The sequence below is a fragment of the Klebsiella sp. K4 genome (genome assembly GCF_014596785.2).
Classification (GTDB): Bacteria; Pseudomonadota; Gammaproteobacteria; order Enterobacterales; family Enterobacteriaceae; genus Klebsiella; species Klebsiella pneumoniae.
Genome location: NZ_CP115021.1, coordinates 3,359,982 through 3,374,545, shown reverse-complemented (window position 1 = coordinate 3,374,545; position 14,564 = coordinate 3,359,982). Strand labels below are relative to the sequence as shown.

The 14,564-nt window shown below is 57.6% G+C and carries 13 protein-coding genes and 2 tRNA genes; 10 read left to right on the top strand and 5 right to left on the bottom strand.

All coding sequences use genetic code 11. The features are described from left to right. Window positions 1–85: 85 nt before the first annotated feature. A complete protein-coding gene (locus IB144_RS16960; RefSeq protein ID WP_004183625.1) occupies window positions 86–730 on the top strand; it encodes a DsbA family protein in 645 nt (214 codons plus the stop codon). A gap of 594 nt (window positions 731–1,324) precedes the next feature. On the opposite strand, the gene IB144_RS16955 is transcribed toward IB144_RS16960, so the two are convergent. The 3 genes from IB144_RS16955 to IB144_RS16945 all read right to left on the bottom strand — a co-directional run bounded on the left by IB144_RS16955 (window position 1,325) and on the right by IB144_RS16945 (window position 3,114). Then, window positions 1,325–1,412: transfer RNA gene (locus tag IB144_RS16955), tRNA-Ser, on the bottom strand. A 145-nt stretch (window positions 1,413–1,557) separates the two neighbouring features. Then, the gene (locus IB144_RS16950) at window positions 1,558–2,235 is read right to left on the bottom strand and encodes an isochorismatase family protein (protein WP_002898927.1); all 678 of its coding nucleotides are present in this window, start codon (window positions 2,233–2,235) and stop codon (window positions 1,558–1,560) included. A gap of 18 nt (window positions 2,236–2,253) precedes the next feature. Next, window positions 2,254–3,114, bottom strand: a complete 861-nt coding sequence (locus IB144_RS16945; RefSeq protein WP_004199757.1) for a pirin family protein — start codon at window positions 3,112–3,114, stop codon at window positions 2,254–2,256. Between the two features lie 114 nt (window positions 3,115–3,228). Between IB144_RS16945 and IB144_RS16940 the strand changes: the two genes are divergently transcribed. Beyond that, window positions 3,229–4,134, top strand: a complete 906-nt coding sequence (locus IB144_RS16940) for a LysR family transcriptional regulator (protein WP_004141420.1) — start codon at window positions 3,229–3,231, stop codon at window positions 4,132–4,134. A gap of 275 nt (window positions 4,135–4,409) precedes the next feature. Here the strand turns inward: IB144_RS16940 and IB144_RS16935 are convergent. Then, window positions 4,410–4,497: transfer RNA gene (locus IB144_RS16935), tRNA-Ser, on the bottom strand. 268 nt (window positions 4,498–4,765) lie between these two features. On the opposite strand from IB144_RS16935, the gene ghrA reads away from it, so the two are divergent. From ghrA to IB144_RS16905, 6 genes are all read left to right on the top strand, one after another. Continuing rightward, complete coding sequence (gene ghrA / locus IB144_RS16930; protein WP_032439834.1) at window positions 4,766–5,704, top strand: glyoxylate/hydroxypyruvate reductase GhrA; 939 nt, start codon at window positions 4,766–4,768, stop codon at window positions 5,702–5,704. A gap of 88 nt (window positions 5,705–5,792) precedes the next feature. After that, window positions 5,793–6,530, top strand: a complete 738-nt coding sequence (locus tag IB144_RS16925) for a phosphatase (protein WP_004215132.1) — start codon at window positions 5,793–5,795, stop codon at window positions 6,528–6,530. Window positions 6,531–6,552: 22 nt separating this feature from the next. After that, on the top strand, window positions 6,553–7,107 hold the full coding sequence (locus tag IB144_RS16920; protein WP_004140758.1) for a molecular chaperone: 555 nt from the start codon (window positions 6,553–6,555) through the stop codon (window positions 7,105–7,107). 103 nt (window positions 7,108–7,210) lie between these two features. After that, on the top strand, window positions 7,211–7,693 hold the full coding sequence (locus IB144_RS16915) for a DUF1097 domain-containing protein (protein ID WP_004191006.1): 483 nt from the start codon (window positions 7,211–7,213) through the stop codon (window positions 7,691–7,693). A 149-nt stretch (window positions 7,694–7,842) separates the two neighbouring features. Next, window positions 7,843–8,370 (top strand): O-acetyl-ADP-ribose deacetylase, encoded by a 528-nt coding sequence (gene ymdB, locus IB144_RS16910; RefSeq protein ID WP_004176593.1) that lies wholly within the window; start codon window positions 7,843–7,845, stop codon window positions 8,368–8,370. A gap of 66 nt (window positions 8,371–8,436) precedes the next feature. Beyond that, complete coding sequence (locus tag IB144_RS16905) at window positions 8,437–9,030, top strand: TetR/AcrR family transcriptional regulator (protein WP_004179313.1); 594 nt, start codon at window positions 8,437–8,439, stop codon at window positions 9,028–9,030. A gap of 34 nt (window positions 9,031–9,064) precedes the next feature. Here the strand turns inward: IB144_RS16905 and mdoC are convergent, their stop codons facing one another. Next, entirely contained in the window at window positions 9,065–10,225 is a 1,161-nt protein-coding gene (mdoC, locus tag IB144_RS16900) for a glucans biosynthesis protein MdoC (protein WP_002898962.1), read from the bottom strand. A 251-nt stretch (window positions 10,226–10,476) separates the two neighbouring features. Between mdoC and mdoG the strand changes: the two genes are divergently transcribed. Together mdoG and mdoH are read left to right on the top strand one after the other, a co-directional pair. Further along, window positions 10,477–12,030, top strand: a complete 1,554-nt coding sequence (mdoG, locus tag IB144_RS16895) for a glucans biosynthesis protein MdoG (RefSeq protein WP_004140751.1) — start codon at window positions 10,477–10,479, stop codon at window positions 12,028–12,030. Next, on the top strand, window positions 12,023–14,551 hold the full coding sequence (gene mdoH, locus IB144_RS16890; protein WP_002898967.1) for a glucans biosynthesis glucosyltransferase MdoH: 2,529 nt from the start codon (window positions 12,023–12,025) through the stop codon (window positions 14,549–14,551). The genes mdoG and mdoH overlap by 8 nt, the downstream gene beginning before the upstream one ends. Window positions 14,552–14,564 lie beyond the last annotated feature (13 nt).

Genomic DNA, 14,564 nt, shown 5'->3' with positions numbered 1-14,564 from the left:
TATACATAAGCGCCTTTCTAATAATTTCTTTCGTCTTACGCCGTTTTACTCATTTAATTGTATGGATACTTGTAAGGGAAGCACAATGGTCGTACATGGGAAAGTTATCAAGTTATTAATTACTATTTTGATGGTGGGGTTGTCATCCGCTGCTTATAGTAAAGATTATCAGGCAGGGAAAAACTTCACTGTTATTCATTCTACTGTTAAGCAACCACCGCCACTGGTTGAGTTTTTTTCCTTCTACTGCGGACCTTGTTATGCGTTTGCAGAGCGCATCAATGTTGATACAGCTATCAGAAAGCGCCTGCCCGACGATATGAAACTGGAAAAATACCATGTCAGCCAGATGGGGCCTTTAGGACCAGCATTAACAGAAGCATGGGCCGTAGCACAATATGCTGGGGTAGATGGCAAGGTGGAAAAGTTATTGTTTGAAGGTTTACAGGTTAAGCGTGATATTAAAACGGCAGCTGATATTGTTAAGGTGTTTAATCAACTTGGCATTACGTCAGAGAAATATGCCGAAATGCAAAGTAACTTTATGGTAAAAGCTTTAATTGCCAGACAGGATAATCTGGTCGAAAAAATGAAAGTGCATGGTACGCCTTCTTTTTATGTTTCAGGAAAATATCATATTAACAATGCATCACTCGCGCAAGATGACTATGATACCTATGCAGAGGATATGGCTAATCTGGTTTTATTTTTGCTTAACAAGCCCCTGTAACACAAAGTGAGAAAGTATCATTAGGCTTGTCTTTTTCGTTCTGTCCGGGTGGCGTTGCCACTCGTCGAACTCCGGTCGGGGGGGCTCATCCCCCCCGGCGGGTGCCACATGCGAAAAAAAAGCCCGTACTTGCGCACAGGCTCTCATCTCGAATATGGCGGTGAGGGGGGGATTGACTCGCTTCGCTCGCCGTTACTCGGCCCATCCCTGGGCCTCGCCCCTGCGGGGCCAACGCAGGCGTTGTTCAAAAACGCTCCGGGCGTTTTTGTCGGGGCAGCCCGCTTACTGCGTGCGCGGTCTGTCCAACTGGCTGCGCCAGTTGTCGAACCCCGGTCGGGGGTTCTCATCCCCCCGGCGGGTGCCACATGCGAAAAAAAAGCCCGTACTTGCGTACGAGCTCTTCTTAAAATATGGCGGTGAGGGGGGGATTGACTCGCTTCGCTCGCCCCTGCGGGGCAGCCCGCTCGCAGGCTCGCGGTCTGTCCAACTGGCGTTGCCAGTTGTCGAACCCCGGTCGGGGGTTCTCATCCCCCCCGGTGGGTGCCACATGCGAAAAAAAAAGCCCGTACTTGCGTACGAGCTCTTCTTAAAATATGGCGGTGAGGGGGGGATTCGAACCCCCGATACGTTGCCGTATACACACTTTCCAGGCGTGCTCCTTCAGCCACTCGGACACCTCACCATATTGTCTTGCTGCTCACCTTGGGTGGGCAACGGGGCGCTACTATAGGGAGTTGCGTTAAAACGGTCAAGCATATTTTCTTCTTTCTTTGCCGTTCGCTCACGCAATGAACAATGCCCCGCTGCGGCTCAGCGGGGCGGGCGTTTTAGCGCTGGGAATCCAGCTGTTCGTTATTCTTCACGACGTCCTGCGCTTTGCTGTAGCTTTCGATCAGCAGCTGGTAGGCCGGGAAGACTTTGGTGTACACCTCCGCCCATTCTGCGGCGTCCGGGCGATTCCAGGTGCGCTGCAGCTCAGAGGCGACGGCGGCGGTATCCATTGGCACTACGCCGGCCTGTACCACGCGAGCCAGGGTGATCTCCTGCGCCATTTTGCTGTAGGTGCCGGAAGCGTCAATCACGGCAAACACTTTATAACCGTCGGCGACAGCGGCGATAGCCGGGAAGGCCATGCAGACGCTGGTGATGGTCCCGGCGATAATCAGCGTTTTACGACCGGTCGCTTTCACCGCGGCGACGAATTCCGGGTTATCCCAGGCGTTAATCTCACCTTTACGGGCGATGTATTTCGCATGTGGCGCGTTTTCATGAATCTCCGGGATCAGCGGACCGTTCGGCCCCTGCGGCACGGAGGCGGTCGTGATCACCGGGATCCCGGCAAGCGACGCCATCTTGGCCAGCGCGGCGGCGCGAGCGCGCAGCTCTGGCATCGGCATATCGCCGACGGTCTGGAACAGACCGCTCTGATGGTCAATCAACAGCATTGCGGTATCGTTAACATCAATCACCGGACGAGCACCGTTAAAGTTAGCGGGAGTAGACATAGTATTCACCTCAATCAGTTAGATTTGGCCAAAGCGGCCGCTGTTAAAATCGCGTACAGCTTCTGCGATCTGCGTTTTGTTATTCATGACAAACGGGCCATAGCCCACAATCGGCTCCTGTAGCGGTTCTCCGGCCATCAGCAGAACTTTTGCCGGGGCGGTCGCCTCCAGATGCACTGCGTCACCTGCCTGGCTCAGGACGGCCAGCTGGCCTTCGCGAGCAGATTCGGAACCGTTAATGATCACTTCCCCTTCCAGCACCACCAGCGCGGTACTCCAGCCCTCCGGTTGGCGCAGCGTGAGGTCGTGCCCCTGATTCAGCTGCAGATCCCACACGTTAAGCGGTGAGAAGGTATGGGCCGGGCCGCTGACGTCGTCATACTGGCCGGCAATAACCCGAACCTGTCCGGCGCCGTTCGCCAGCGCCACGGTGGGGATCGTCCCGGCGGTAATGCTCTGGTAGCCGGGGGTCGCCATTTTGTCTTTCGCGGGCAGGTTGACCCACAGCTGGATCATCTTCAGCTCGCCGCCGCTGCGGGTGAAGGCCTCCGAGTGGAACTCTTCGTGCAGGATCCCGGCGCCCGCCGTCATCCACTGCACGTCGCCTGGACCAATCACCCCGCCGCGTCCGGTGGAGTCACGATGCTCTACTTCACCGGCGTAGACGATGGTGACGGTTTCAAATCCGCGATGCGGATGCTCACCGACGCCGCGTTTTTCGCTGCCCGCCGGGAAGGTGTACGGCCCGGCATAGTCGAGCAGTAAGAAGGGGCTCAGCTGCTGGCCGTGCGTCTGATAGGAAAACATCGAGCGAACCGGGAAGCCGTCGCCTACCCAATGCTGCGCAGGCGCGGTGTAGACTCCTGTGATCTGTTTCATGGCTTTCTCCTGTGTATCGGTATCTGATGTAAATAAGCTTATATCCGGGACGACGTATGCGGTAGTGAGCAAAAATGACCTATACTGTTCCAAAAATGGAACAATGGAGGAAGGATGCAGGATCTCAATGACTTCGCCTGGTTTGTCCAGGTGGTAGACCATGGCGGTTTCGCCGCGGCGGGGCGAGCGCTTGACCAGCCGAAATCCAAACTCAGCCGCCGCATTGCGCAACTCGAGGAGCGGTTGGGCGTGCGTTTGATTCAGCGAACCACCCGTCAGTTCGCGGTCACCGAGGTCGGGCAGACCTTTTATCAGCATTGCAAAGCGATGCTGATTGAGGCCGAGGCGGCGCAGCAGGCGGTCGAGACGCTGCGCGCCGAGCCGCGCGGTAGCGTCAGGATCACCTGTCCGGTCACCTTGCTGCATGTCCATATCGGACCGATGCTGGCGCGATTTATGGCGCGCTATCCTGGGGTAACGCTGCATCTTGAGGCGACCAACCGCCGGGTGGATGTGGTCGGGGAGGGCATTGATGTGGCGATCCGCGTCCGTCCCCGGCCCATCGAGGATAGCGACCTGGTGATGCGCGTGCTGGCGGACCGCGGGCACCGACTGGTGGCCAGCCCGGATCTCATTTCCCGGCTCGGACGTCCGCAGGCACCGTCCGAGCTGAGCGCCTGGCCGGGGCTCAGCCTGGGTGCGAACAAGCATCAGCATAAATGGCAGCTCACCGGGCCCGGGGGAGCGAGAGCGGAAGTGTATTTCACGCCGCGAATGGTGACCACCGATATGCTGGCGCTGCGCGAGGCGGCGATGGCCGGCGTAGGCGTGGTGCAGCTTCCTTTATTAATGGTGCGCGATCAGCTGGCGTCAGGTGAATTAGAGGTGGTTCTGGACGAGTGGCAGCCGCGGCGGGAAGTGATCCATGCGGTATTTGCCTCACGGCGCGGGCTGCTGCCCTCCGTCAGGGCGCTGGTGGACTACCTCAGTGAAGAGTATCAGCGGATGGAGGAGGATTAGTTTCGGGATTGGCTTTTCTCGAGGGGCTCCCCCCCCCGGCAGAGAATATAAAAGAAAAAAGCCCGTACTTGCGTACGAGCTCTTCTTAAAATATGGCGGTGAGGGGGGGATTGACTCGCTTCGCTCGCCCCTGCGGGGCAGCCCGCTTACTGCGTGCGCGGTCTGTCCAACTGGCTGCGCCAGTTGTCGAACCCCGGTCGGGGGTTCTCATCCCCCCGGTGAGTGCCACATGCGAAAAAAAAGCCCGTACTTGCGTACGAGCTCTTCTTAAAATATGGCGGTGAGGGGGGGATTCGAACCCCCGATACGTTGCCGTATACACACTTTCCAGGCGTGCTCCTTCAGCCACTCGGACACCTCACCATATTGTCTTTCCCGTTGTTGTCGGGAACGGGCGCTAATGTAGGGAAATACGTATCGCCCGTCAATCAACTTTTTGCAAAAAAAGCGCGTTTAGACAAACTTCGAGCAACTTGCTCCTTAAACGTGCGAAATCCGTTTTTTTTGTCGCCACTCCCTTTTCACTTTGCGACAAGGGGAAATTTGTTATGCTGGCAAACCAATAGAAAACAATGAGTAAAATAAGACGCCAGCGTCAATCGGCCAAAGGCGTCTGCTATCAGGAGCCCCTATGGAGATTATTTTTTACCATCCGACCTTTGATACCCAATACTGGATCTGTGAGCTGGAAAAGCAGTTACCCGGCGCGCGGGTGCGCGAGTGGAAAGCGGGCGATAACCGGCCGGCGGACTATGCCCTGGTCTGGCATCCGCCGGTAGAGATGCTGCAGGGCCGGGCGCTGAAGGCCGTGTTCGCCCTCGGGGCAGGGGTGGACTCTATTCTCAGCAAGCTGCGCGACCATCCGGATATGCTGCCGCTGTCGATTCCGCTGTTTCGTCTCGAAGATACCGGTATGGGACGGCAGATGCAGGAGTATGCCGTTAGCCAGGTGCTCCACTGGTTCCGCCGCTTTGATGACTATCAGGCGCTGAAGCTGGCGTCCCGCTGGCAGCCGCTGCCCGAGTACCGCGCCGACGGATTCACCGTCGGGATTATGGGCGCCGGCGTGCTGGGGGCGAAGGTTGCGGAAAGTCTGCAACCCTGGGGGTTCCCGCTTCGCGTCTGGAGCCGTAGCCGCAAATCCTGGCCGCAGGTGCAGAGCTTCGCCGGCCAGGCCGAGCTGGGCGAATTCCTGCAGGGCACTCGCGTGCTGATCAACCTGCTGCCGAATACCGCCGAAACCGCCGGCATTATTAACCAGACGCTGCTGGCGCAGTTGCCTGATGAGAGCTATGTCCTCAACCTTGCTCGCGGCGTGCATGTCGTTGAAGAGGATCTGCTGGCGGCGCTGAACAGCGGTAAGCTCAAAGGGGCGATGCTCGATGTCTTCAGTCGCGAACCGCTGCCGCAGGAGAGCCCGCTATGGGCGCATCCGCGGGTGGCCATGACCCCCCATGTGGCGGCAGTGACCCGTCCAATGGAAGCTATCACCTACATTGCGGAGACCATTAGCCGGCTTGAGCGAGGGGAGCCGGTAAGCGGTCAGGTCGACCGCCAGCGCGGTTATTAAGACGAGAGAACCCCGCCACGGCGGGGTTTTTGCTAATCAATAGCCCGGTTTCCTGCTATTCTTGCGGCAAACAGAAGAGGAGAATGTGATGTATCCCGTTGACCTGCACATGCATACCGTCGCCAGCACCCATGCCTACAGCACCCTGCACGATTATATTGCGGAAGCAAAGCGTAAAGGGATCAAACTCTTCGCCATCACCGACCACGGCCCGGACATGGCGGATGCTCCGCACTACTGGCACTTCGTTAATATGCGCATCTGGCCCCGCCTGGTAGACGGGGTGGGGATCCTGCGCGGTATTGAGTCGAATATTAAAAATATTGAAGGCGAGATCGACTGTTCCGGACCGATGTTGACTTCCCTCGATCTGATCATCGCCGGATTTCATGAGCCGGTGTTTCCGCCGCAGGATCGTGACACCCATACACAGGCGATGATAGCCGCGATGGCCAGCGGTAAAGTGCATATGATTAGCCATCCGGGTAATCCGAAATTCCCGGTGGATATCCCGGCGATTGCCGAAGCGGCGGCTCGCTACCAGGTGGCGCTGGAGATTAATAACTCCTCGTTCGTATCATCGCGCGTGGGCAGTGAAGACAACTGCCGGGCCATCGCCGCCGCAGTGCGTGATGCCGGGGGATGGGTGGCGCTGGGCTCGGACTCTCACACCGCCTTTACCCTCGGGGAGTTTACCGAATGCCGCAAGATCCTTGATGCGGTCGATTTCCCGGAGGACAGGATCCTCAACGTTTCTCCGCGTCGCCTGCTTAACTTCCTCGAGTCGCGGGGCATGCCGGCGATCCCGGAATTTGCTGACCTTTAATTTGTATAACTGGAATAACTGAATGAACGAGTTTTCAATCCTCTGCCGCGTGCTGGGTTCGCTGTATTACCGTCAACCGCAGGACCCGCTGCTGGTGCCGTTGTTTACCCTGATCCGCGAGGGCAAACTGGCCGCCAGCTGGCCGCTTGAGCAGGACGAGCTGCTGGCGCGTCTGCAGAAAAGCTGTGAAATGCAATCCCTGGCGACGGACTATAATGCGCTGTTCGTCGGTGAAGCCTGCAGCGTCCCGCCGTACCGTAGCGCGTGGGTGGAGGGTTCCTCGGAAGCGGAAGTTCGGGCTTTTCTGAGCGAACACGGCATCCCGACAGGGGAAGGTCCGGCGGATCATCTCGGCTCGCTGCTGCTGGCCGCCTCCTGGCTGGAGGATCATGCCGCAGAAGACCAGAGCGAGACGCTGGAGCTCCTGTTCGCCGACTATATCCTGCCGTGGTGCGGGACGATGCTGGGGAAAGTCGAAGCCCATGCGCACACGCCGTTCTGGCGCACCATGGCGCCGTTGACCCGCGACGCCATCGCCGCGATGTGGGACGAGCTTCAGGAAGAAGATGAGCAATAATATGTGATGTAAATCACTGTTTGAATGAAACTGAAAGAAAGTTCATTCATATACTGTGTTTTAGATCGCATTCTTCCGGCGCGTATCTGCTAGGATACGCGCCATGAACATACTCTTCGCAATCGCATTAACGACAGGCATCCTCTCCGGGATTTGGGGGTGGGTGGCGGTCGCTCTCGGCCTGCTGAGCTGGGCCGGATTCCTCGGCTGTACGGCCTATTTCGCCTGCCCGCAGGGCGGCTTGAAAGGGCTGGCCATCTCGTCCTGCACGGTGATGAGCGGCGTGGCCTGGGCGTTAGTGATTATCCACGGTAGCGCGCTGGCGCCACAGGTGCAGATCCTCAGCTATATGATGACCGGTGTGGTCGCCTTCCTGATGTGCATTCAGGCGCGACGGACGCTACTGTCGTTTGTCCCGGGCACCTTTATCGGCGCCTGCGCGACCTTCGCGGCAGACGGCGACTGGCGTCTGGTGATCCCTTCCCTGGCGCTGGGTCTGGTCTTTGGCTATGCCATGAAAAATAGTGGCCTGTGGCTGGCGGCCCGTGCGGATAAGCATAAATTGTTCGTCAACGACAACGCCTGATCGGCGGGACGACTAAAAAACAGGACCTTACGGGTCCTGTTTTTTTATCTTCTCGTCACCGGACAAAGCGATAATCTTGCTCCCGCAGGCGAGAATGCCCTAGTATCGGCAGAAAGCCGTATCCACACGCTATGCCGACAGGAGGAGAAATGGCTGTTAAACCTGAGGTAATTCTCGGCGATATTACGACACTTGATGTCGATGTGATTGTTAATGCGGCAAATCCCTCGCTGCTGGGTGGTGGCGGAGTAGACGGGGCCATCCACCGGGCGGCCGGTCCCGCGCTGCTGGCGGCTTGTAAGCAGGTGCTGCAGCAGCAGGGCGAATGCCCTCCCGGGCATGCGGTAATTACTATTGCCGGCAATCTGCCGGCCAGCGCGGTGATCCACACCGTGGGCCCGGTCTGGCACGGCGGCGACCGCATGGAGGCGCAAACCCTGGCCGATGCTTACAAAAACAGTCTGCAGCTGGCCTCGGCAAACAACTATCGCTCCATTGCGTTTCCGGCGATAAGCACCGGCGTGTATGGCTATCCGAAAGAGGAAGCGGCGGCGATCGCCGTGCGCACCGTCACCGCGTTTCTCACTCGCTATAACCCTCTTGAGCGCGTCCTGTTCGTCTGTTTTGACGAGGAAACTGCGGCTATCTATCGCCGCCTGCTGGCGTCATACCCCTGATTCAACAGAATAGGCTATGATAACCGCCAGTCTTGACGGGAATGATGGGTAGCAGGAGGGAGCAGGGTGTCAGAAGGAAAAGTCCAGCAGAAACAGCAGGCGCGCCGCGCGGAGATCGTTGTCGCTGCGCAAAAATGTTTCGCTGAAAAGGGGCTGCACGGCGCTTCCGTCGCCGATATCGCCCGGGAAGCGGGCCTGAGCGTCGGTCAGCTATATCGCATTTTTGCCAGCAAGGAAGCGATCATCGAAGCGATTGTTAGCGAAATCGTCAACGCCAGAGTCGGGGAGATGATCGATGAGAACCACAATCTGGCGCGTAAAGCGGCGGTTTTGGCTGGCAGGATCCCGACGTCGGCAGCCACCAAAAGCGATAATTATCTGCTGATGGAGATCAATGCCGAGGCCTCGCGTAACCCACGCTTGCGTGAGATCCTGATGCAGGCCGATCGGCGGTTGAAAGAGGAGGGCGGTCGCCTGTCGCAGCGCTACCATCCCGGGCTCAGCGATGCGCGACGCAATGCCGCATCAGAGCTCATCGCCGTTCTGACAGAGGGGGCAGCTTACCGCTGTGAGCTGAGCGCCTCCACCCCGGTCGATAAGGCAGATTTAGAAGCCCTGTACAATATGATTTTCGACCGGCTTTTTGACGAGCAGGCATAATACGGCACGCCTGGCGTGCCGCACAGGCTAGTGGTTAGCTGGCCGAGGCTGGGGTTTTGGCCGGTTTGTTCATCGGTTTACCGGAGAACAGGAAACGCAGCAGCGGAATGCGCAGGTGAATTTCATACAGGATCAGGGCAATACCCACCACAAAAACCAACCCGCCAATAAAGCCTAAGGTATTGGACTTAATGACCGGGGTGATCCACGCCCCGTACAGCAGCGTCAGCGGATGGTGCACCAGGTAAATAAACAGCGAAGCATTGACGAAATAGGTTACGCGCGCCGACTGGAAGTTCAGCAGGCGATGGCCGAGCGAAAAGACCACATTGACCATCCACAGCCCAAGCACCATGGTGATCACCGATTCCGTTTCATACATCCAGCCGTCGCCGGAGCCGTACTGCTGGTTCAGCCGGTAGGCGATAAATCCCAGCAGCGCCGCTGCGCAGCACCATGGTGACGGGGTGGTAAACATCGCCTTCAGACGCGGATTAATAAAGGTCTGCGCCCCCAGCACAAAGAAGGGAAGATAGAACAGCGTCTGCATCACCACAAAGTTAAACAGACCATTGCTAAGCAGCGGCGGGTAAATCAGGAACAGCGATCGGCGGATCAGCGCGTAAAGCACCCCCAGCGCAAGGAAAATCATCGTTAGCTGGCCCATAGTGACAGTGTCACCAAAGGCTGAGGCGCCCCCTGCCGGGCGGCGCGTCAGCCATTTAAACAGCACCACGCCCAGCGAGGTCAGCACCACCAGCACCAGTAAAAACCACAGGTGGGAAATAAGCTCCCACGCCAGGGTGTTAAATTTATCGTACCCGGAAAGGGTGTGCCAGTTTTCCGCCTTGCCGTTGACGTACTGCAGCATAATAAACTGCGGCAGCGTCAGCAGTGGGATAGCGGTCAGCATCGGAATACCGACCCGTTCGACGCGCACTTTCCACCACTTTTTCAACGGGTAGCGCAGGAACAGCATGTAGGAGAAATAGCCGGAGATGACGAAAAAGACCTGCATCCGGAAGGCATGGATGAAGTCATTAAACAGCGTCAACCACCACGAGGGCTCAGCGCTGTTGACATGCCAGCTGTGGCTGGAATAGATCAGCGAAATGTGGAAAGGGATCCCCAGCAGCATCAGCCAGGCGCGGATGCTGTCGAAGAAATATTCACGCTGTACCGGAGTATTATTCATACGATTCACGACAATCTCAGATAATTCGTCTTATCACTCAAGATGATAACGCTTACATTATCAGCAACCCTACATGAACTCGGGGTACCTGTCTCCAGGATAAGCACGCAAAGTGCAAACGGGATAGCGAACTGTTTATTCCCTGCGCCGCTACGCTGAACAAAGCAGGGATTATGTTGTCGGATTGCCTGAGTTTCCATTAAAATAGATCGGATCGATTTAAGCACACAAAGGGGGAAGTGCTTACTTATATGAAACATAAACCACAGATGATGAAAATGCGTTGGTTAAGCGCAGCCGTAATGTTGTCCCTGTGTACTTCATCTGCATGGGCATTTAGCATTGATGACGTTGCAAAAGAGGCCAAAACGTTAGCCGGGAAAGGCTATGAAGCGCCGAAGAGTAACCTGCCCTCCGCTTTCCGCGACATGAAATACGCGGATTACCAGCAAATTCAGTTTAATCACGATAAAGCTTACTGGAATAACCAGAAAACCCCATTCAAGCTTGAATTTTACCATCAGGGTATGTACTTCGACACGCCGGTCACCATCAATGAAGTGACGGCCACCAGCGTGCGCAAAATTAAATATAGCCCGGACTATTTTAACTTTGGTAACGTTCAGCACGATAAAGACACGGTGAAAGACCTCGGTTTCGCCGGCTTCAAAGTACTGTATCCGATCAATAGCAAAGATAAGAACGATGAGATCGTCAGCATGCTCGGTGCCAGCTACTTCCGCGTGCTGGGTCAGGGTCAGGTTTACGGCCTGTCCGCGCGCGGCCTGGCTATCGATACCGCGCTGCCGTCCGGCGAAGAGTTCCCGCGTTTTCGCGAGTTCTGGATCGAGCGTCCTAAAGCCACCGACAAACGTCTGACTATCTATGCGCTGCTGGACTCCCCGCGGGCAACCGGCGCTTATCGCTTTGTCATCATGCCGGGACGCGACACCGTGGTAGATGTCCAGTCCAAAGTTTACCTGCGTGACAAAGTGGGCAAACTGGGCGTGGCGCCGCTGACCAGCATGTTCCTGTTCGGTTCCAACCAGCCTTCTCCGGCGCTTAACTATCGTCCGGCGCTACACGACTCCAATGGTCTGTCGATCCTGGCCGGTAACGGCGAGTGGATCTGGCGTCCGCTGAACAACCCGAAACACCTTGCCGTTAGCAGCTATGCGATGGAAAACCCGCAAGGGTTCGGCCTGCTGCAGCGCGGCCGTCAGTTCTCGCGCTTCGAGGATCTCGACGATCGTTATGACCTGCGTCCGAGCGCCTGGATCACCCCGAAAGGGGAGTGGGGCAAAGGGAAAATCGAACTGGTTGAAATCCCGACCAACGATGAAACCAACGATAACATCGTGACTTACTGGACGCCGGATCAGCTGCCGGAGCCGGGCAAGGAGATGAACTTCAAGTACACCATCACCTTCAGCCGCGATGAAGACAAGCTGCATGCGCCGGATAACGCTTACGTTATGCAGACCCGCCGCTCTACCGGCGACGTGAAGCAGTCGAACCTGATCCGCCAGCCGGACGGCACCATTGCTTTCATTGTCGACTTCACCGGCGCCGATATGAAAAAACTGCCGGCGGATACCCCGGTCGCCGCCCAGGCGAGTACCGGCGATAACGCTGAAATCGTTGAAAATACCGTGCGTTACAATCCGGTGACCAAAGGCTGGCGAATGATCCTGCGTTTGAAGGTGAAAGATCCGAAGAAAACGACGGAAATGCGCGCCGCGCTGGTTAACGGTGATGACACGTTGAGCGAAACCTGGAGCTATCAGCTGCCTGCCAATGAATAAGATAACAAAGTACATTGACGCATTGCCGCTGTCGGACGCCGAGAAATCGGCGCTGCCGGACACCAGCCTGCAGGCCGTTCATCAGGCCCTGGATGACGACCATCAGACCTTCGCCCGCGAAGACGACTCCCCGCTGGGGTCGGTCAAGGCACGGCTGGCGCACAGCTGGCCGGATTCGCTGTCTGGCGATCAGCTGGTGAAGGATGATGAAGGCCGTACTCAGCTGCATGCGATGCCTAAAGCCAAGCGCTCCTCAATGATCCCGGACCCGTGGCGTACCAACCCGGTCGGCCGCTTCTGGGACCGTCTGCGCGGACGCGATGTCACGCCGCGCTATCTCTCCCGTCTGACGCAAGAAGAGCGCGAGAGTGAGCAAAAATGGCGTACCGTCGGCACCATTCGTCGCTATATCCTGCTGCTGCTGACGCTGTCGCAGACCGTGGTAGCCACCTGGTATATGAAAACCATTCTGCCTTATCAGGGCTGGGCGCTGATCAACCCGGCCGACATGGTGGGGCAGAACCTGTGGATCTCGTTCATGCAGCTGCTGCCGTACGTGTTGCAGAGCGGCATTCTGATCCTCTTCGCGGTGCTGTTCTGCTGGGTTTCCGCCGGCTTCTGGACCGCGTTAATGGGCTTCCTGCAGCTATTGATCGGCCGCGATAAGTACAGTATTTCCGCCTCTACGGTCGGTGACGAACCGTTGAACCCGGCGCACCGTACGGCGCTGATAATGCCGATCTGTAACGAAGACGTTGACCGCGTTTTCGCCGGCCTGCGGGCGACCTGGGAGTCGGTGAAAGCGACCGGTAACGCCGCTCATTTCGACGTCTATATCCTCAGCGATAGCTATAACCCCGATATCTGTGTGGCTGAGCAAAAGGCGTGGATGGAGCTGATTGCCGAAGTGCAGGGCGAAGGGCAGATCTTCTACCGCCGCCGTCGTCGTCGAGTGAAGCGTAAGAGCGGCAACATCGATGACTTCTGCCGCCGCTGGGGCAGCCAGTATAGCTATATGGTGGTGCTGGACGCTGACTCGGTGATGACCGGTGAGTGTCTGAGCAGCCTGGTGCGCCTGATGGAAGCGAACCCGAATGCCGGGATCATTCAGTCTTCCCCGCGCGCCTCGGGCATGGACACGCTGTATGCGCGTTGCCAGCAGTTTGCCACCCGGGTGTACGGTCCGCTGTTTACGGCGGGTCTGCACTTCTGGCAGTTGGGGGAGTCCCACTACTGGGGCCACAACGCCATTATCCGCGTGAAGCCGTTCATTGAGCACTGCGCGCTGGCGCCGCTGCCGGGCGAGGGCAACTTTGCCGGGTCGATCCTGTCGCACGACTTCGTCGAAGCCGCGCTGATGCGCCGTGCCGGCTGGGGGGTGTGGATTGCCTACGATCTGCCGGGCTCCTATGAGGAGCTGCCGCCGAACCTGCTGGACGAGCTGAAACGCGACCGTCGCTGGTGTCAGGGCAACCTGATGAACTTCCGCCTGTTCCTTGTCAGAGGGATGCACCCGGTTCACCGGGCGGTGTTCCTTACCGGCGTGATGTCCTACCTGTCGGCGCCGCTGTGGTTTATGTTCCTTGCCCTGTCGACGGCGTTGCAGGTGGTGCATGCCCTGACCGAACCGCAGTACTTCCTGCAGCCGCGTCAGCTGTTCCCGGTGTGGCCGCAGTGGCGGCCTGAGCTGGCCATCGCGCTGTTCGCCTCGACCATGGTGCTGCTGTTCCTGCCGAAGCTGCTGAGTATTATTCTGGTGTGGTGTAAAGGGCCGAAAGAGTACGGCGGATTTATCCGCGTCACGCTTTCACTGCTGCTGGAGGTCCTGTTCTCGGTCCTGCTGGCGCCGGTCCGTATGCTGTTCCACACGGTCTTCGTGGTCAGCGCCTTCCTCGGCTGGGAGGTGGTATGGAATTCGCCGCAGCGTGATGATGACTCCACGCCGTGGGGGGAAGCCTTTATGCGCCACGGCTCGCAGCTGCTGCTGGGGCTGGTGTGGGCGGTCGGGATGGCATGGCTGGATCTGCGCTTCCTGTTCTGGCTGGCGCCGATCGTCGTCTCGCTGATCCTCTCGCCGTTCGTATCGGCAATTTCCAGCCGGGCGACAGTGGGCCTGCGCACCAAGCGCTGGAAGCTGTTCCTGATCCCGGAAGAGTATTCGCCGCCGCAGGTGCTCAAGGATACCGATGCGTACCTGACGATGAACCGTCAGCGTTCGCTGGACGATGGCTTTATGCACGCGGTGTTTAACCCGTCGTTTAACGCCCTCGCCACCGCAATGGCCACTGCGCGCCACCGTCAGGGGCATATCCTGGAGATCGCCCGCGAGCGCCATGTCGAGCAGGCGCTGAATGAAACGCCGGATAAGCTGAACCGCGATCGTCGACTGGTGCTGTTGAGCGACCCGGTAACCATGTCGCGTCTGCACTATCGCGTATGGGCCGCGCCGGAGAAATACTCTTCATGGGTGAACGCCTATCAGCAGTTGGCGCTTAACCCGCTGGCGCTGAAAACGAAATAAGCCGTACGTTAAG